This is a genomic window from Candidatus Kinetoplastibacterium galatii TCC219 (assembly GCF_000340905.1).
GTDB lineage: Bacteria > Pseudomonadota > Gammaproteobacteria > Burkholderiales > Burkholderiaceae_B > Kinetoplastidibacterium > Kinetoplastidibacterium galati.
Genome location: NC_020284.1, coordinates 782,415 through 796,901 on the forward strand (window position 1 = coordinate 782,415; position 14,487 = coordinate 796,901).

The window sequence follows — 14,487 nt, forward strand, 5'->3', positions numbered from 1 at the left end:
TAGCATGACCATAATAGTTATATAGTCATGCTTTTTTTACAAAAATATATAAAAAAATAAACAAGATTTACTGTAAATTAAAGAGTTATTATAAATACAATATGTTACTCATTTACTTCTTTCTTAGATACTCTCTCTACCATTTCCATATAGGCCATAGGAGCATTATCACCACTACGAAATCCTGTCTTCAAAATCCTAGTATAACCTCCTGGTCTACTAGAAAATCTAGGTCCTATATCTGCAAATAATTTAACTACAGCATCTCGATCACGTAATCTAGAAAACGCCAGTCTTTTATTTGCAAGAGTTGGATTTTTGCCTAGTGTAATTAGAGGCTCAATAACATGACGTAATTCTTTAGCTTTTGGCAAAGTAGTCTTGATTGCCTCATGATGAATAAGAGAAACAGCCATATTACGAAACATAGCAAGACGATGGCTGCTTGTGCGATTCAGTTTGCGTAAACCATGACCATGACGCATAATAATTTCCTTTACAGTATCCAAAGAGCTTTATCAAAAATACAAAGCTCGACATATTTATTTTAACTTAGATAGTTCTACAGTAGATCAGAAGAAATATGCATTCCAATCTCTCAGAAAACTATCGATATAATTACATTATTCCATTTCTACAGGTGGCCAATTATCTAATTTCATACCAAGAGTTAAACCACGTGTAGCTAATACTTCTTTAATTTCATTCAATGATTTACGACCCAAATTAGGAGTTTTTAGAAGCTCTGTTTCAGTTCTCTGAATCAGATCGCCAATATAGTAAATATTTTCTGCTTTTAGGCAATTAGCAGAACGAACAGTTAATTCTAAATCATCTACTGGTTTTAATAGAACAGGGTCAATCCCAGGAGTATTTCTAGAAGACTGAGACTCATTAGATTCTTGAGCCCCTTGCAAAGATGCAAATACGGAAACCTGATCCATTAAGATACAAGCAGCCTGTCTAACAGATTCTTCTGGAGTCAAAACTCCGTTGGTTTCAATATCTATAACTAATTTATCAAGATCAGTTCTCTGTTCTACGCGAGCACTTTCCACACTATAACTAACTCTACGTACAGGGCTGTAGGATGCATCTAAGATTATCTTTCCAATAGAAACGTTCTTATCATTAACTGAAGAAGAACGTATATTTCCAGGAATATATCCACGACCTTTGTTTACCTTAAAATGCATATCTAATTGACCAGAATCTGTTAAATTACAAATCAAATGATCAGGATTTATTATCTCTACGTCATGTGGTAACTCTATGTCTTTTGCTAAAACTACAGCAGAGCCTTTTTTATTAATAGATAAACTTACTTCATCACGACTATGTAATTTAAAAATGACATTTTTTAAATTCATTAATATATCGATAAGATCTTCTCTTACTCCAGGAATAGTAGAATACTCATGAACAACACCACTAATTTGAACTTCAGTTGGAGCATACCCTTCCATAGAAGATAACAAAATGCGACGTAAAGCATTACCAAGAGTATGCCCATAACCGCGCTCAAACGGCTCCATAATAATTTTTGCCCTATTATGGGATATAGGCTCAACCTCAACCACTCTCGGTTTTAAAAAATCCTGATTAGACATACATATTTCCTATTCAATACCCTCAGCTCGTTACACCGATAAGGCTGAAAAATAATAAATTAAGCTCGTTAATATCTTAACGAGAATATAACTCTACCACCATAGACTCATTTATATCGCGAGCAACATCAGAACGATCAGGAACAGCTTTAAATGTTCCGATTTGCTTCTCGGAGTCAAGATCTAACCACTGAGGAATACCAATACTAACAGCTAATTTTATAGCTTCCTTGATTCTATTTTGATTCTTAGACTTCTCTCGAACGGATATTATATCACCAGTTTTTACTGACAAAGAAGCTATATCTACAGTATGACCATTTACTTCAATTGCACGATGACTAATTAACTGACGAGCCTCTGCTCTAGTTGAACCAAACCCCATCCTATAGACAACATTGTCTAATCTAGATTCAAGTAACTGAATTAAAATTTCTCCAGTATTACCTTTGCGTCTCTCAGACTCTTCAAAATACCTACGAAATTGTTTTTCTAAAACACCATACATTCTTTTAAGTTTTTGTTTCTCTCTCATTTGAAGACCGTAATCCGAGAGTCTAGATCCAGACGTTCTACCATGTTGACCTGGTTTTGATTCCGATTTACATTTTGAATCAAACGATCTACGAGCACTCTTTAGAAAGAGATCTGTACCCTCACGGCGTGAGAGTTTACATTTTGGTCCAATATAACGTGCCATAATATTATTTTATCCTTAAATACGACGACGCTTTGGAGGACGACATCCGTTATGTGGAATAGGTGTTATGTCGGAAATACTAGAAATCTTAATTCCAAGAGCATTTAGAGCTCTTACGGAAGATTCACGACCTGGACCTGGTCCTTTTATTCTTACTTCAAGGGTTTTAATTCCAAATTCCATAGCTGCACGACCAGCAGCTTCAGCTGCTACCTGTGCTGCAAAAGGAGTAGATTTTCTGGATCCTTTGAATCCAGATGATCCCGAAGTCGCCCAAGACAAAGCGTTACCTTGACGATCTGTTATTGTAACAATGGTATTATTAAAAGAAGCATGAACATGCACTATACCATCTGAAACGTTTTTCTTTACTTTCTTTCTGACGCGAGAAGCGCCACTTGCTGGAGATTTCGCCATATTCTATAAATTCCTCAATTACTACTTTTTCAGAGAAGCAGCTGCTCGACGTGGTCCTTTACGAGTGCGTGCGTTAGTACGAGTGCGTTGACCACGTACAGGCAATCCACGTTTATGACGCATTCCTCGGTAAGTACCCAAATCGATTAATCGTTTAATTGAAAACTGAATCTCACGACGAAGGTCTCCTTCTACCGTAAATAATCCAACTTGCTCACGAATTCGCTCTAATTCAGCATCGGTCATATCCTTTATTTTTTTAGAAGGAGAAATCTTTGATGCTTCACAAATCTTACAAGCACGAGATCGTCCAATCCCAAAAATTGCGGTTAAACCAATCTCAGCATGCTGTTGTGGCGGGATATTAATGCCAGCAATACGGGCCATGACTGTTCCTTGAATAAATCAATTATAGCCAAAAATAGCAAAATGCTATCCTTGACGTTGTTTATGACGCGGATCAGTACAAATAATTCGTACTACTCCGTGACGTTTAATAATCTTACAATTTCGGCAAACTCGCTTAACTGATGCCATTACTTTCATCGTTAACTCCTAACTTTCCGTAATAATTTTTGACTTACTTAGCACGGAAAATAATTCTAGCCCTAGTAAGATCGTAAGGTGTAAGCTCAACAGTCACCTTGTCTCCCGGTAATATTCTGATATAGTGCATACGCATTTTACCAGATATATGACCAAGAACCACATGACCATTTTCAAGCTTTACACGAAAATTTGCATTAGGAAGATTCTCTAGAATCTCTCCTTGCATTTGTATGACATCGTCCTTAGACATTATCTTCTACTTAAAACAATAAAAATTTTTCATTTCCTTAACTCTTAAAATTAGATTTCTTAAGTAGGGAATCATATTGGTAGGACATTACACAAGATTGAACTTGTGTCATAAAATCCATCGTTACCACAACGATAATTAATAAAGAAGTACCTCCAAAATTAAAAGGCACATTCCATTTCGTTACTAAAAATTCTGGAACGAGACACACTAACACAACATACATTGCACCAATCAATGTTAGACGCACAAGAATTTTATCAATATAACGAGATGTTTGTTCCCCTGGACGAATTCCAGGAATTAATGCACCACTTTTTTTAAGATTATCTGCAGTTTCTCTACTATTAAAAACAAGAGCGGTATAGAAAAAACAGAAAAACAAAATAAACAATGAGTATAAAACTATGTACAAAGGCTGTCTAGGTGAAATCATAATAGCTAAATTAGACAACCAAGTGATTTCTCTAGCACCAGAAAACCAACTTGCTATTGTACCTGGTAGTAACATTAAAGAAGAAGCAAATATAGGAGGAATTACACCTGACATATTTAATTTCAATGGCAAATGTGAACTTTGTCCTCTATACAACTTATTACCAACTTGACGCTGTGCATAATTTACAGGAATTTTTCTCTGTCCCATTTCTACAAATACGACTAATGCTGTTACTAAAAATACTATGCTTAGTATAAAGAAAGCTGATGGAACAGACATAGAATTGACACGAACCATATCTAATAATAGCAAGAAAGAAGATGGTAGCTCTGAAACTATACCTGCAAATATAATAATAGATATACCGTTGCCAATACCACGTTCAGTTATCTGTTCTCCTAACCACATTACAAACATAGTTCCCGTAACCAGGGTTAGGATTCTAGTTGTCAAGTAAAATACACCATCATCAATTATAAGTCCAGGCTGAGACTGTAACACAAGGCAAACGCCAAAAGCTTGTATAGAAGCAACTAAAACAGCACCGTATCTAGTATATTGAGATATCTTTCTACGGCCAGATTCTCCTTCCTTTCTTAAAGATTCTAAATAAGGAACTACCATACTCATTAACTGTACAACTATAGAAGCCGAAATATAAGGCATAATTCCTAATGAAAACACGGAAAAACGGACTAATGCTCCTCCTGAAAACATATTGAATAAACCTATTATTCCACCTTGATTCTGTTGAAACAAATCAGCCAAAACATAAGGATTAACTCCAGGAACAGGGATATGAGTACCAACACGATAAACTATAATGGCAAGAACAAGGAAAATAATCCTACGTTTCAAGTCATAATAGCCAGAATTAGTCTTCGGCGATGATTGCCATCTAGTCACTTTTATAAATACCTCTTAAACTATTACTGATCCACCAGCAGCTTCTATAACAGAGGAAGCGCCAGCTGTTGCTGCGATACCTTTTAATACTAATTTTCGTGACAAACTTCCTGATTTTATAACCTTCACAAATCTTACTTCTCCCTTAACTAAGGAGCTACTTTTCAATACTTGTAAATCAATTTCGTCAACTGGTAAAGACTGCAAATCAGATAGATTAATCTGTGCGTACAAATGATCATCAAATTTCCTAAAACCTCTTTTTGGTAATCGTCTTTGTAATGGCATTTGGCCGCCTTCAAATCCAACTTTATGAAAACCTCCTGAACGAGATTTCTGTCCTTTATGACCACGACCTGCTGTCTTCCCTAAACCAGAACCTATTCCTCGACCAACACGGCGCCTAGAAAATTTACTACCTTCAGCAGGATTTATTGAATTTAATCTTATTTCTAACATATAGCTTTCCTAAACATGCGAAACATCAATAAGATATTTTACTTTTCTAAGCATTCCCCTAACCTCAGGTGTGTTATTTAAAATACTTATACTATTTATTCTACGAAGTCCTAAACCCCTAATAGTCTCTCTATGAGATTTATTTGTTCCAATAGTAGAACGTAAAAGTCTAATCTTTAATTGATCATGAGTCATAAGAACTATCCTAATATTTCCTCTACACTCTTACCTCTTTTAGCAGCAACTTCAGAGGGAGTCATAGAATTACGCAATCCATTAAAAGTTGCCCTAACTAGGTTATATGGATTGCTAGATCCCAAACTTTTGGCAACAACATTACGGATACCCATTACCTCAAAAATAGCACGCATAGGACCTCCAGCTATTACACCTGAACCCTCAGCTGCAGGAGAAATAATCACTTTAGAGGCTCCATGCTTACCAACAACAGCATGTTGCAACGTACCACTTTTTAAAGAAATTTTAAACATATTGCGGCGTGCTTGCTCCATTGCTTTCTGTACAGAAACTGGAACTTCCCTAGCTTTTCCTTTCCCCATACCTATACGGCCATCACCATCACCAACTACAGTAAGAGCCGCAAAACTCATTGTGCGACCACCTTTAACAACTTTACTAACACGATTAACGGCTATCATTTTCTCACGTAAGCCATCTTCGTTATCTTTTTCCGCGTTATTCTTGCCTTGTACTTTGGCCATTTATAAAATCCTCGATCAAAACTTTAATCCAGCCTCACGAGCAGCTTCAGCTAAAACTTTAACTCTGCCGTGATAATGAAAACCGGAACGATCAAAAGCTACGGAGTCTATACCAGCACATTTAGCTTTTTCTGCAATGCGTGCTCCTACTATAGCAGCAGCTATCTTATTACCACCATTAGTAGTTTTCTCGCTCAATAAAGATCTAACTTCAGGCTCTAGAGTTGAAGCACTTACTAGAACTCTATCTCCTTCCGGTGAGAAAATATTGGCGTAAATATGTAAATTAGATCTAAATACCGATAGACGATTAACTTCTAGTCTACTAATTTTTCGCCGAGTTGGAATTGCACGGCGCAACCTGGAATTTTTTTTATTCATATCTTCCTCTTTTGCCTAAATTACTTTTTCTTAGCTTCTTTAAGCACTACTTTCTCATCAGCATAACGCACTCCCTTACCCTTGTAAGGCTCAGGTGTACGATACGATCTAATTTTTGCTGCAACTTGGCCTACAGATTGTTTATCTATGCCTTTTATAATAAGCTCTGTAGGAATAGAACTTTCTGCGACAATTCCAGATGGTAGCTGATGGAAGATATCATGAGAAAAACCAAGCTGCAATTTAACTATAGTTCCCTGTACGGAAGCTCTAAAGCCAACGCCAACTAGCATTAGTTTTCTTTCAAATCCTTTACTAACTCCTACAACCATATTAGATATAAGAGCACGTAAAGTTCCTATCATAGCTTTTGATTTATCTGAAATATTTACAATTGAGAAAAATATTTTATTATCAATAAGCTCTACTTTTACATCATCAACAAGGAACTGTTTTAAAGAGCCTAGAGGGCCATTTATCGTAATTTCGTTACCTTCAATTTTTGCCTCAACTTTACTAGGCAAATCAATTGGATATTTAGCAATTCGTGACATTAGAATTTCTCCTTAGGCCACATAACATAAAACTTCACCACCAATACCATTAGCTTTGGCTTTACGGTCTGTCATAACACCGTGTGAAGTGGAAACTATAGCTATACCCAAGCCATTCATTACTTGTGGAATACTAGAACTCTTTTTATAAACTCTTAAACCAGGGCGAGAAACTCTATCAATTCTCTCTATGACTGGACGTCCAGCATAATACTTGAGAATAATTTCTATTTCTGGCTTACTAGCAACACCTTTAATTTCAAAACTATCTATATATCCCTCTTCTTTTAAAACCGTAGCAATTGCTACTTTTATATTTGAAGACGGAATGATAACCTTTACTTTATCAGTCTGCTGCGCATTGCGGATACGAGTCAACATATCAGCAATTGGATCACTCATGCTCATGCTATTTCTCCTACCAGCTAGCCTTAATCATTCCAGGAATCTCTCCTCTCATTGCCATTTCTCGCAATTTGTGTCGAGCTAATCCAAACTTACGAAAAACACCTCGCGGACGACCCGTCACAACACATCGATTACGCTGTCTTGTGGGATTAGAATTGCGTGGTAACTGCTGCAGCTGTAATCTAGCTTGGTATCTCTCTTCGTCGCCTTTTGATTGATCATCAATTATAGATTTCAGTTGAGCACGTTTAACAGCGAATTTATTAACCAATTTGGTACGTTTAATATCACGATTTATCAGGGACAATTTAGCCACTTTGTAATCCCATTAATTACGAAAAGGAAATCCGAAGGCTGTTAATAAAGCTTTCGCTTCTTCATCAGTCTTCGCTGTAGTAGTGATGCTAATATTCATTCCACGCAAAGTATCGACTTTATCATACTCGACCTCTGGGAAAATGATCTGTTCTTTAACACCTATATTATAGTTGCCATGACCATCAAAAGCACGACCAGAGACACCTCTAAAATCGCGAACTCTAGGCAAAGCAACAGAAACCAAACGATCCAAAAACTCATACATGCGTTCACCACGTAGAGTAACCATACAACCTATTGGATAATTTTCACGAATCTTAAAACCAGCTATAGCTTTACGAGTTTTAGTAACAACAACCTTTTGTCCTGATATTTTTGTTAAATCAGATGCAGCATGATCAACAATTTTTTTATCAGAAACAGCTTCAGATACTCCCATATTCAGAGTAATCTTAGAAAGACGTGGGACTTCCATTACACTCTTGTATCCAAATTTGGACTTTAAACTATCTATAACTGTATTCTTATACAAATCTTGCAAACGAGACATACTTCGCTCCCTATGATTTATTATCTACAGAAGAACCATCGGAACGGAATATTCTAGTCCTTACTCCATCTAATTCCTTAATAAGGACACGCTCTCCTTTTCCTGTAACCTTATTAAATAAAGCTACATTAGATATATGTATAGGCATAGACTTGCTGGTAATACCTCCTGGATTATTATTCATTGGATTAGCTTTCATATGCTTTTTCACAACATTTATCCCATCTACCAACAGGTGATCCTTTCCAACAACAGCTGAAACTATTCCACGACGCTTTTTATCACGACCAGTAAGAATAATAACCTCATCACCTTTACGAATTTTATTCATCAAAGCTTCCCTACAAAACTTCTGGAGCCAAAGATACAATCTTCATAAACCTTTCATTACGTAATTCACGCGTGACAGGCCCAAAGATACGAGTACCAATTGGCTCTAACTTTGCATTTAATAACACAGCAGCGTTACTATCAAATTTAAGTAACGCTCCGTCTTTTCGGCGCACACCTTTTGCTGTGCGCACAACAACAGCATTATACACTTCGCCTTTTTTTACACGTCCACGTGGAGCTGCATCTTTAACGCTTACTTTAATAATATCGCCGATTCCGGCATAACGTCGCTTAGATCCGCCGAGAACTTTGATACACATAACATGACGCGCACCAGTATTATCAGCCACATCTAGCGTGGTTTGCATTTGGATCATGATTTTTCCTATTCCAACTTAACAACTCAATTCAATTGTTGTCAGTTTTGGCCCCGTTCTTCTGACATGGTACATTGACCAAACAGATATGGGTTGAAATCTTAATATAATGTCTCTCCATCATTAAGATAAGAGAAACATCTCCCGGTATTGTCTCATGTTTTTATAAAGAACACAAGAATACACTAACTAAAAACAGTAAACATAAATTCAGAATACTAGATAACTCTTGCTGCATCAATTAAACGCACAACAAGCCAAGATTTAGTACGAGAAATTGGTCTGCATTCTTTTATTTCTACTGTATCCCCCTCATTATATTTATTATCTATATCATGAGCTTTGTACTTTACAGAACGAGTTACTATCTTGCCAAGAATATTGTGTTTTACTCTTCTCTCAACTACAACGACAACAGACTTATCCATTTTATTACTAACAACTTTTCCAATTAGTGTCCGTTGACGTTTAGAATTCTGAATTACAGCAGAATTATCCATTTCTTATTTCCTCTGTCAATATAGTACGTATCCTAGCTATATCTCTACGTACTTTACATATCTGACTAGTATTAACAAGTTGCTTTGTAGCTACTTGCATACGCAATCTAAACTGAGCTTTTAATAAACTATCAAGCTCACTCTTAAGATCAGTTTTATTTTTTAAACGAAGCTCACTAGCTTTCATAAAAATCCCTTTAAGCACCTATACGACGAGATACAAAAACAGTAGAAACCGGCAATTTAGCTGCAGCTAAACGGAAAGCTTCTCTTGCTAATTCTTCGCTAACGCCCTCCATCTCATACAGCACCTTTCCTGGCTGAATTTCTGATACCCAATATTCTGGATTGCCCTTACCATTACCCATACGAACTTCTGCTGGTTTTTGAGATATTGGCTTATCAGGGAAAATACGAATCCAGACCCTACCGCCACGCTTAATATGTCTATTAATAGCACGTCTAGCAGATTCTATTTGTCTAGCTGTTAATCTTCCTCTACCTGTAGCCTTAAGCCCAAACTCACCAAAGGCCACATTAGCTCCACTAGTGGCAAGTCCAGTATTTCTACCTTTATGTTCTTTACGATATTTTCTACGAGCTGGTTGTAGCATAATTAGCCTACCTCATTTTCTGAAGAAGCAACGTTATTATTCTGTTGGGCACGATAGTTAGTTTTTCCAGATCCGCGATTACGAGACGCCTTATCTGACCTATCTCCCTTTGAAGAACGTCTTGGTTTACGATTATCTTCTTCTTTTAAAGACTTGACATCATTCGACAACACTTCATTAGAAAAAGACATATCGCCTTTATATATCCAGACTTTGACGCCTATAACACCGTAAGTTGTACGAGCCTCAGAGGTTGCATAGTCAATATTAGCCTTAAGGGTATGTAAAGGAACCCTGCCTTCACGATACCATTCGGTACGTGCTATTTCTATACCATTCAGTCTTCCTGAGCTCATTATTTTAATGCCCTTTGCTCCTAATCTCATAGCATTTTGCATTGCTCGTTTCATTGCCCTACGAAACATTATGCGTTTCTCCAACTGTTGCGCTATAGAATCAGCAATTAGTTGAGCATCAATTTCTGGTTTTCGAACTTCCTCTATATTAACATGTACAGGAACACCAGCTAATCTTTGAAGATCTGTCTTCAAAATTTCTATATCTTCTCCACGCTTACCTATAACTACCCCAGGACGAGCTGAATAAATAGTTACTCTAGCATTCTTAGCTGGTCTTTCTATTAGCACTCTGCTGACAGAAGCTCCTTTAAGTTTTTTCTTTAAATATTCACGAATTCGTATATCACCAGCCAGCATACCGCTGAAATCACGGTCTTCAGCGTACCAACGCGACGACCAGTTCCTGGAGACTGATAAACGAAACCCTGTAGGACAAATTTTCTGACCCATATATTACCTCTCTCCCTAGGATTCTACCTTAACGGTAATATGACAAGTTTGTTTTTCAATGCGATTACCACGACCTTTAGCGCGAGCAGAAAAACGTTTCATAGACTGAGCCTTGTCAATAAAAATTTCTTTAACATATAACTCATCTACATCAGCACCATTATTGTGCTCAGCATTAGCAATTGCAGATTCAACAGCTTTTTTAATAACACAAGCAGCTTTTTTAGGCGAAAACGTTAATATATTAACCGCTTGCGCAACAGATTTATTTCTTATTAAATCAGCAACTAATCGAACCTTTTGAGCTGACATATGAATTCCACGGATAACAGCAGTAGTTATCATTTAATTACCTCTTAGCCTTCTTGTCTGCAGCATGTCCTTTAAATGTTCTGGTAGCAGCAAACTCACCTAATTTATGACCAACCATGTTTTCGTTTATATAAACAGGCACTTGCTGACGACCATTATGGACTGCAATTGTTAATCCAATAAAATCAGGGAGAATAGTTGACCTACGCGACCATGTTTTAATTGGTTTTTTATCCTTATTTGCAAAGGCTGCCTCTATCTTTTTCATCAGATGAAGATCGACAAAAGGTCCTTTTTTGATAGAACGTGACATATTCGTTCGCCTCTTATTATTTACGCTTACGTTTTTGGACTATCATATTATCAGTCCTTTTATTGCGACGAGTTTTATACCCCTTAGCTGGAGTTCCCCATGGACTTACAGGCTCTCTAGCCTCACCGGTACGACCCTCTCCGCCACCATGCGGATGATCTACCGGATTCATGGCTACACCACGAACCGTAGGACGAACACCACGCCAGCGCATTGCTCCTGCCTTGCCTATTTGACGAAGACTATGCTCACCATTTCCAACTTCTCCAAGAGTTGCGCGACAATCAATATGAATGTTACGAACCTCTCCAGATCTCAAACGAATCTGAGCATAAACACCTTCTCTAGCAAGCAAAACTGCAGATGATCCAGCTGATCTAGCTAATTGGGCACCTTTGCCAGGACGCATCTCTATACAATGTATGGTTGATCCAACAGGTATATTTCGTATAGGTAAAGCATTACCAATACGAATTGGAGATTCAATTCCAGACATTAAAACATCACCAACGCTAAGATCTCTAGGGGCTATTATATAACGACGCTCACCATCTGAATAACATAAAAGAGCTATATATGCGCTACGATTAGGATCATATTCAAAACGCTCTACTTTAGCAGATATACCGTCTTTACTACGACAAAAATCAATCAATCTATAATGTTTCTTGTGACCCCCGCCCTTATGTCTAACAGTGATATGACCGTTATTATTTCTACCAGAGATGCGATTCTTTTTTTCCAGTAAAGCAAAAAAAGGATCGCCCTTATGAAGGGATGGATTTACTAATTTTACTAATCCTCTCCTACCAGGAGAAGTAGGTTTTACCTTTACAATAGACATTTACACCACCTCTGCAAAGTTAATCTCATGACCATCGCTAAGGGATACATAAGCTTTCTTTTCATTACGACGATGGCCAATAAAACGACCAAAACGTTTAACTTTGCCTTTTTTATTAAATATGCTTACAGAGTCTACTTTTACATTAAACAAGAGCTCTACAGCCGCCTTAACTTCTATTTTTGTAGCATCTGGTAAAACTCTAAAAGCAACTTGTCTATACTTATCAGCAATATTTGTTGTTTTCTCTGTAACTACTGGAGCTAAAATAACTTGCATTAAGCGTTCCGCACTCATCCAAACATCTCCTCTAGTTGATTAACAGCTGATTTTGCAATCACTATCTTCTTATAATGAATCAACGACAATGGATCTATATAGTGCGGTTCTATAACGGCTACATGTGATAAATTACGAGTAGCTAGATAAATATTTTCATCAATCTCGTCTAATATAATCAATATTGATTCAGAGCCAAAATTTTTAATTTTTAAAGCAGCCTCTTTGGTCTTTGGAGAATCAAGCTTTAAAGAATCAATTACCAATATACGATCTTCTTTGACCAATTGAGATAATATAGATCTAATCCCAGCTCTATACATCTTTTTATTAATCTTCTGAGAAAAATTTTCCTCTGGAGAATTAGGAAATATACGACCACCCCCTCTCCACAAAGGAGAAGAAGTCATCCCTGCCCTTGCACGACCAGTACCCTTTTGACGCCAAGGTTTTTTAGTACTATGCTTAACACTTGCACGATCTTTTTGTGCTCGATTACCAGATCTTGCATTTGCTTGGAACGCAACAACTATTTGATGAATCAATGATTCATTTACTTCGCTACCAAAAACCAGATCAGAAACATTCATTATAGATGCCTGATCTTGATTATCAAGGAGCTTTATGTCCATTTTCTAGCTCCTCTTCTTTAAGATTTTCTTTATGGCTGGAAGAACAACTATTTCAGAATCAGAATAACCTGGAACAGCGCCTCTAACTATTATCAAGCTTCTAGCGGAATCTATTCTAACTATTTCCAAATTTTGAATAGTGCAAGAAACAGATCCTAGATGTCCAGGCATTTTTTTTCCAGGAAATACTCTACCAGGATCTTGAGCCTGACCTATAGAGCCAGGAGCCCTATGGGAACGAGAATTACCATGAGAAGCTCTTTGTGAACCAAAATTATGACGCTTTATTGCTCCAGCAAAACCTTTACCTATAGTTGTTCCAGAAACATCAACCTGCTGACCAACCTCAAAGATTGAATTTATATCTAAAACAGAACCAACAGCAAAATCTAAAGAATCGGCAGGATTTAGGCGAAATTCTTTTAATACGCTACCAGAATCAATACCAGCCTTAGAATAATGACCAGCTAGTGATTTGGTAATACGTGATGGTTTTCCAATACCATAAGCCAACTGAACGGCTGCATAACCATCTTTCTCTACTGATTTTATTTGTGCAATACGATTATTTGACACATCCAGGACAGTTACGGGAATAGACTCACCTTCATCCGTAAAAATTCTAGTCATGCCAATCTTGCGACCTAACATTCCTAATCTATAGGACGTAGAAGTCGAATTCAACATTATTATCTCCATTTTGGCTACGATTGGCCAATGTACTACTAAGCTTTAATAAAAAAACATAAAACAAAAACAAACATAGATAACTAACAATCTATATTTGCCCAAGTTTTTGATTCTACCATGTTAAATTATAACTGAGCAATTATATACACGCATAAGATAACACAACGTGACAAAATATTATAAAAATTATTGTAAAGCGATCTCTACATCAACTCCAGCTGGCAAGTCTAGCCTCATTAACGCATCTACGGTTTTGTCTGTAGGTTCTACTATATCCATTAAACGTTGATGAGTACGAACCTCAAACTGGTCACGAGAAGTTTTATTAACATGTGGAGATCGCAATAAATCATAACGACGAATTCTAGTCGGTAAAGGAACTGGACCCCTGACAATAGCACCAGTACGCTTTGCTGTATCAACTATTTCTGCAGCAGATTGATCGATTAACTTGTAGTCAAATGCTTTCAAGCGAATACGAATCTTTTGATTTTTCATAAATCTTCCTAAAGAACGAAAAA

29 protein-coding genes are annotated in these 14,487 nt (G+C 36.9%); all 29 read right to left on the bottom strand.

The window, feature by feature from the left end; genetic code table 11:
• Positions 1-104: 104 nt before the first annotated feature.
• Positions 105-485 (bottom strand): 50S ribosomal protein L17, encoded by a 381-nt coding sequence (rplQ, locus tag ST1E_RS03635; RefSeq protein WP_041185987.1) that lies wholly within the window; start codon positions 483-485, stop codon positions 105-107.
• A gap of 138 nt (positions 486-623) precedes the next feature.
• Entirely contained in the window at positions 624-1,610 is a 987-nt protein-coding gene (locus ST1E_RS03640) for a DNA-directed RNA polymerase subunit alpha (protein WP_015389892.1), read from the bottom strand.
• 76 nt (positions 1,611-1,686) lie between these two features.
• Positions 1,687-2,310, bottom strand: a complete 624-nt coding sequence (gene rpsD / locus ST1E_RS03645) for a 30S ribosomal protein S4 (RefSeq protein WP_015389893.1) — start codon at positions 2,308-2,310, stop codon at positions 1,687-1,689.
• Between the two features lie 15 nt (positions 2,311-2,325).
• A complete protein-coding gene (rpsK, locus tag ST1E_RS03650; RefSeq protein ID WP_015389894.1) occupies positions 2,326-2,727 on the bottom strand; it encodes a 30S ribosomal protein S11 in 402 nt (133 codons plus the stop codon).
• 21 nt (positions 2,728-2,748) lie between these two features.
• Positions 2,749-3,114, bottom strand: a complete 366-nt coding sequence (rpsM, locus tag ST1E_RS03655) for a 30S ribosomal protein S13 (RefSeq protein WP_015389895.1) — start codon at positions 3,112-3,114, stop codon at positions 2,749-2,751.
• Between the two features lie 45 nt (positions 3,115-3,159).
• The gene (rpmJ, locus tag ST1E_RS03920) at positions 3,160-3,273 is read right to left on the bottom strand and encodes a 50S ribosomal protein L36 (RefSeq protein ID WP_081583118.1); all 114 of its coding nucleotides are present in this window, start codon (positions 3,271-3,273) and stop codon (positions 3,160-3,162) included.
• Positions 3,274-3,307: 34 nt separating this feature from the next.
• A complete protein-coding gene (infA, locus tag ST1E_RS03660; protein WP_015389896.1) occupies positions 3,308-3,526 on the bottom strand; it encodes a translation initiation factor IF-1 in 219 nt (72 codons plus the stop codon).
• A 37-nt stretch (positions 3,527-3,563) separates the two neighbouring features.
• Positions 3,564-4,871, bottom strand: coding sequence for a preprotein translocase subunit SecY (gene secY / locus ST1E_RS03665; RefSeq protein WP_015389897.1), 1,308 nt, complete (start codon positions 4,869-4,871; stop codon positions 3,564-3,566).
• 15 nt (positions 4,872-4,886) lie between these two features.
• The gene (gene rplO / locus ST1E_RS03670; RefSeq protein ID WP_015389898.1) at positions 4,887-5,330 is read right to left on the bottom strand and encodes a 50S ribosomal protein L15; all 444 of its coding nucleotides are present in this window, start codon (positions 5,328-5,330) and stop codon (positions 4,887-4,889) included.
• A gap of 9 nt (positions 5,331-5,339) precedes the next feature.
• Complete coding sequence (gene rpmD / locus ST1E_RS03675) at positions 5,340-5,525, bottom strand: 50S ribosomal protein L30 (protein ID WP_015389899.1); 186 nt, start codon at positions 5,523-5,525, stop codon at positions 5,340-5,342.
• 5 nt (positions 5,526-5,530) lie between these two features.
• Positions 5,531-6,052: a 30S ribosomal protein S5 gene (gene rpsE / locus ST1E_RS03680; RefSeq protein ID WP_015389900.1), complete on the bottom strand. Its 522-nt coding sequence runs from the start codon at positions 6,050-6,052 to the stop codon at positions 5,531-5,533.
• A 15-nt stretch (positions 6,053-6,067) separates the two neighbouring features.
• Entirely contained in the window at positions 6,068-6,433 is a 366-nt protein-coding gene (gene rplR / locus ST1E_RS03685; protein WP_015389901.1) for a 50S ribosomal protein L18, read from the bottom strand.
• A 20-nt stretch (positions 6,434-6,453) separates the two neighbouring features.
• A complete protein-coding gene (gene rplF / locus ST1E_RS03690; protein ID WP_015389902.1) occupies positions 6,454-6,987 on the bottom strand; it encodes a 50S ribosomal protein L6 in 534 nt (177 codons plus the stop codon).
• A 12-nt stretch (positions 6,988-6,999) separates the two neighbouring features.
• Complete coding sequence (gene rpsH, locus ST1E_RS03695) at positions 7,000-7,395, bottom strand: 30S ribosomal protein S8 (RefSeq protein ID WP_015389903.1); 396 nt, start codon at positions 7,393-7,395, stop codon at positions 7,000-7,002.
• Between the two features lie 10 nt (positions 7,396-7,405).
• Complete coding sequence (gene rpsN, locus ST1E_RS03700; protein WP_015389904.1) at positions 7,406-7,711, bottom strand: 30S ribosomal protein S14; 306 nt, start codon at positions 7,709-7,711, stop codon at positions 7,406-7,408.
• Positions 7,712-7,723: 12 nt separating this feature from the next.
• Entirely contained in the window at positions 7,724-8,263 is a 540-nt protein-coding gene (rplE, locus tag ST1E_RS03705; protein WP_015389905.1) for a 50S ribosomal protein L5, read from the bottom strand.
• 10 nt (positions 8,264-8,273) lie between these two features.
• A complete protein-coding gene (gene rplX / locus ST1E_RS03710; protein WP_015389906.1) occupies positions 8,274-8,594 on the bottom strand; it encodes a 50S ribosomal protein L24 in 321 nt (106 codons plus the stop codon).
• Positions 8,595-8,604: 10 nt separating this feature from the next.
• On the bottom strand, positions 8,605-8,973 hold the full coding sequence (rplN, locus tag ST1E_RS03715; RefSeq protein WP_041185988.1) for a 50S ribosomal protein L14: 369 nt from the start codon (positions 8,971-8,973) through the stop codon (positions 8,605-8,607).
• Between the two features lie 218 nt (positions 8,974-9,191).
• On the bottom strand, positions 9,192-9,473 hold the full coding sequence (rpsQ, locus tag ST1E_RS03720) for a 30S ribosomal protein S17 (protein ID WP_015389908.1): 282 nt from the start codon (positions 9,471-9,473) through the stop codon (positions 9,192-9,194).
• Positions 9,466-9,660, bottom strand: a complete 195-nt coding sequence (gene rpmC / locus ST1E_RS03725) for a 50S ribosomal protein L29 (RefSeq protein ID WP_015389909.1) — start codon at positions 9,658-9,660, stop codon at positions 9,466-9,468. The genes rpsQ and rpmC overlap by 8 nt, the downstream gene beginning before the upstream one ends.
• A 10-nt stretch (positions 9,661-9,670) precedes the next feature.
• Positions 9,671-10,087: a 50S ribosomal protein L16 gene (gene rplP / locus ST1E_RS03730; protein WP_015237700.1), complete on the bottom strand. Its 417-nt coding sequence runs from the start codon at positions 10,085-10,087 to the stop codon at positions 9,671-9,673.
• 2 nt (positions 10,088-10,089) lie between these two features.
• Positions 10,090-10,896, bottom strand: a complete 807-nt coding sequence (gene rpsC / locus ST1E_RS03735) for a 30S ribosomal protein S3 (protein ID WP_015389910.1) — start codon at positions 10,894-10,896, stop codon at positions 10,090-10,092.
• A gap of 15 nt (positions 10,897-10,911) precedes the next feature.
• Entirely contained in the window at positions 10,912-11,241 is a 330-nt protein-coding gene (rplV, locus tag ST1E_RS03740) for a 50S ribosomal protein L22 (protein ID WP_015389911.1), read from the bottom strand.
• A gap of 4 nt (positions 11,242-11,245) precedes the next feature.
• On the bottom strand, positions 11,246-11,521 hold the full coding sequence (gene rpsS / locus ST1E_RS03745) for a 30S ribosomal protein S19 (RefSeq protein ID WP_015389912.1): 276 nt from the start codon (positions 11,519-11,521) through the stop codon (positions 11,246-11,248).
• 16 nt (positions 11,522-11,537) lie between these two features.
• On the bottom strand, positions 11,538-12,365 hold the full coding sequence (gene rplB, locus ST1E_RS03750; protein ID WP_015389913.1) for a 50S ribosomal protein L2: 828 nt from the start codon (positions 12,363-12,365) through the stop codon (positions 11,538-11,540).
• Entirely contained in the window at positions 12,366-12,662 is a 297-nt protein-coding gene (gene rplW / locus ST1E_RS03755; RefSeq protein ID WP_041185989.1) for a 50S ribosomal protein L23, read from the bottom strand.
• Complete coding sequence (rplD, locus tag ST1E_RS03760) at positions 12,659-13,276, bottom strand: 50S ribosomal protein L4 (protein ID WP_015389915.1); 618 nt, start codon at positions 13,274-13,276, stop codon at positions 12,659-12,661. The genes rplW and rplD overlap by 4 nt, the downstream gene beginning before the upstream one ends.
• A 3-nt stretch (positions 13,277-13,279) precedes the next feature.
• The gene (rplC, locus tag ST1E_RS03765) at positions 13,280-13,975 is read right to left on the bottom strand and encodes a 50S ribosomal protein L3 (RefSeq protein ID WP_041185990.1); all 696 of its coding nucleotides are present in this window, start codon (positions 13,973-13,975) and stop codon (positions 13,280-13,282) included.
• 177 nt (positions 13,976-14,152) lie between these two features.
• On the bottom strand, positions 14,153-14,464 hold the full coding sequence (gene rpsJ / locus ST1E_RS03770) for a 30S ribosomal protein S10 (RefSeq protein WP_015389917.1): 312 nt from the start codon (positions 14,462-14,464) through the stop codon (positions 14,153-14,155).
• Between the last annotated feature and the right edge of the window lie 23 nt (positions 14,465-14,487).

Excerpts from the sequence above, each read along its gene's own strand:
- rplO (WP_015389898.1), bottom strand. The coding sequence starts at position 5,330 with ATGTTAGAAATAAGATTAAATTCAATAAATCCTGCTGAAGGTAGTAAA.
- infA (WP_015389896.1), bottom strand. The coding sequence starts at position 3,526 with ATGTCTAAGGACGATGTCATACAAATGCAAGGAGAGATTCTAGAGAAT.
- rpmC (WP_015389909.1), bottom strand. The coding sequence starts at position 9,660 with ATGAAAGCTAGTGAGCTTCGTTTAAAAAATAAAACTGATCTTAAGAGT.
- rplN (WP_041185988.1), bottom strand. The coding sequence starts at position 8,973 with ATGATCCAAATGCAAACCACGCTAGATGTGGCTGATAATACTGGTGCG.
- rpsJ (WP_015389917.1), bottom strand. The coding sequence starts at position 14,464 with ATGAAAAATCAAAAGATTCGTATTCGCTTGAAAGCATTTGACTACAAG.
- rpsQ (WP_015389908.1), bottom strand. The coding sequence starts at position 9,473 with ATGGATAATTCTGCTGTAATTCAGAATTCTAAACGTCAACGGACACTA.
- rpsE (WP_015389900.1), bottom strand. The coding sequence starts at position 6,052 with ATGGCCAAAGTACAAGGCAAGAATAACGCGGAAAAAGATAACGAAGAT.
- rplE (WP_015389905.1), bottom strand. The coding sequence starts at position 8,263 with ATGTCTCGTTTGCAAGATTTGTATAAGAATACAGTTATAGATAGTTTA.
- rplW (WP_041185989.1), bottom strand. The coding sequence starts at position 12,662 with ATGAGTGCGGAACGCTTAATGCAAGTTATTTTAGCTCCAGTAGTTACA.
- rpsS (WP_015389912.1), bottom strand. The coding sequence starts at position 11,521 with ATGTCACGTTCTATCAAAAAAGGACCTTTTGTCGATCTTCATCTGATG.
- ST1E_RS03640 (WP_015389892.1), bottom strand. The coding sequence starts at position 1,610 with ATGTCTAATCAGGATTTTTTAAAACCGAGAGTGGTTGAGGTTGAGCCT.
- rpmJ (WP_081583118.1), bottom strand. The coding sequence starts at position 3,273 with ATGAAAGTAATGGCATCAGTTAAGCGAGTTTGCCGAAATTGTAAGATT.
- rpsH (WP_015389903.1), bottom strand. The coding sequence starts at position 7,395 with ATGAGCATGAGTGATCCAATTGCTGATATGTTGACTCGTATCCGCAAT.
- rplV (WP_015389911.1), bottom strand. The coding sequence starts at position 11,241 with ATGATAACTACTGCTGTTATCCGTGGAATTCATATGTCAGCTCAAAAG.
- rpsC (WP_015389910.1), bottom strand. The coding sequence starts at position 10,896 with ATGGGTCAGAAAATTTGTCCTACAGGGTTTCGTTTATCAGTCTCCAGG.
- rplX (WP_015389906.1), bottom strand. The coding sequence starts at position 8,594 with ATGAATAAAATTCGTAAAGGTGATGAGGTTATTATTCTTACTGGTCGT.
- rpsM (WP_015389895.1), bottom strand. The coding sequence starts at position 3,114 with ATGGCCCGTATTGCTGGCATTAATATCCCGCCACAACAGCATGCTGAG.
- rplR (WP_015389901.1), bottom strand. The coding sequence starts at position 6,433 with ATGAATAAAAAAAATTCCAGGTTGCGCCGTGCAATTCCAACTCGGCGA.
- rplQ (WP_041185987.1), bottom strand. The coding sequence starts at position 485 with ATGCGTCATGGTCATGGTTTACGCAAACTGAATCGCACAAGCAGCCAT.
- rpmD (WP_015389899.1), bottom strand. The coding sequence starts at position 5,525 with ATGACTCATGATCAATTAAAGATTAGACTTTTACGTTCTACTATTGGA.
- rplC (WP_041185990.1), bottom strand. The coding sequence starts at position 13,975 with ATGGAGATAATAATGTTGAATTCGACTTCTACGTCCTATAGATTAGGA.
- rpsK (WP_015389894.1), bottom strand. The coding sequence starts at position 2,727 with ATGGCGAAATCTCCAGCAAGTGGCGCTTCTCGCGTCAGAAAGAAAGTA.
- rplD (WP_015389915.1), bottom strand. The coding sequence starts at position 13,276 with ATGGACATAAAGCTCCTTGATAATCAAGATCAGGCATCTATAATGAAT.
- rplP (WP_015237700.1), bottom strand. The coding sequence starts at position 10,087 with ATGCTACAACCAGCTCGTAGAAAATATCGTAAAGAACATAAAGGTAGA.
- rplF (WP_015389902.1), bottom strand. The coding sequence starts at position 6,987 with ATGTCACGAATTGCTAAATATCCAATTGATTTGCCTAGTAAAGTTGAG.
- rpsD (WP_015389893.1), bottom strand. The coding sequence starts at position 2,310 with ATGGCACGTTATATTGGACCAAAATGTAAACTCTCACGCCGTGAGGGT.
- rplB (WP_015389913.1), bottom strand. The coding sequence starts at position 12,365 with ATGTCTATTGTAAAGGTAAAACCTACTTCTCCTGGTAGGAGAGGATTA.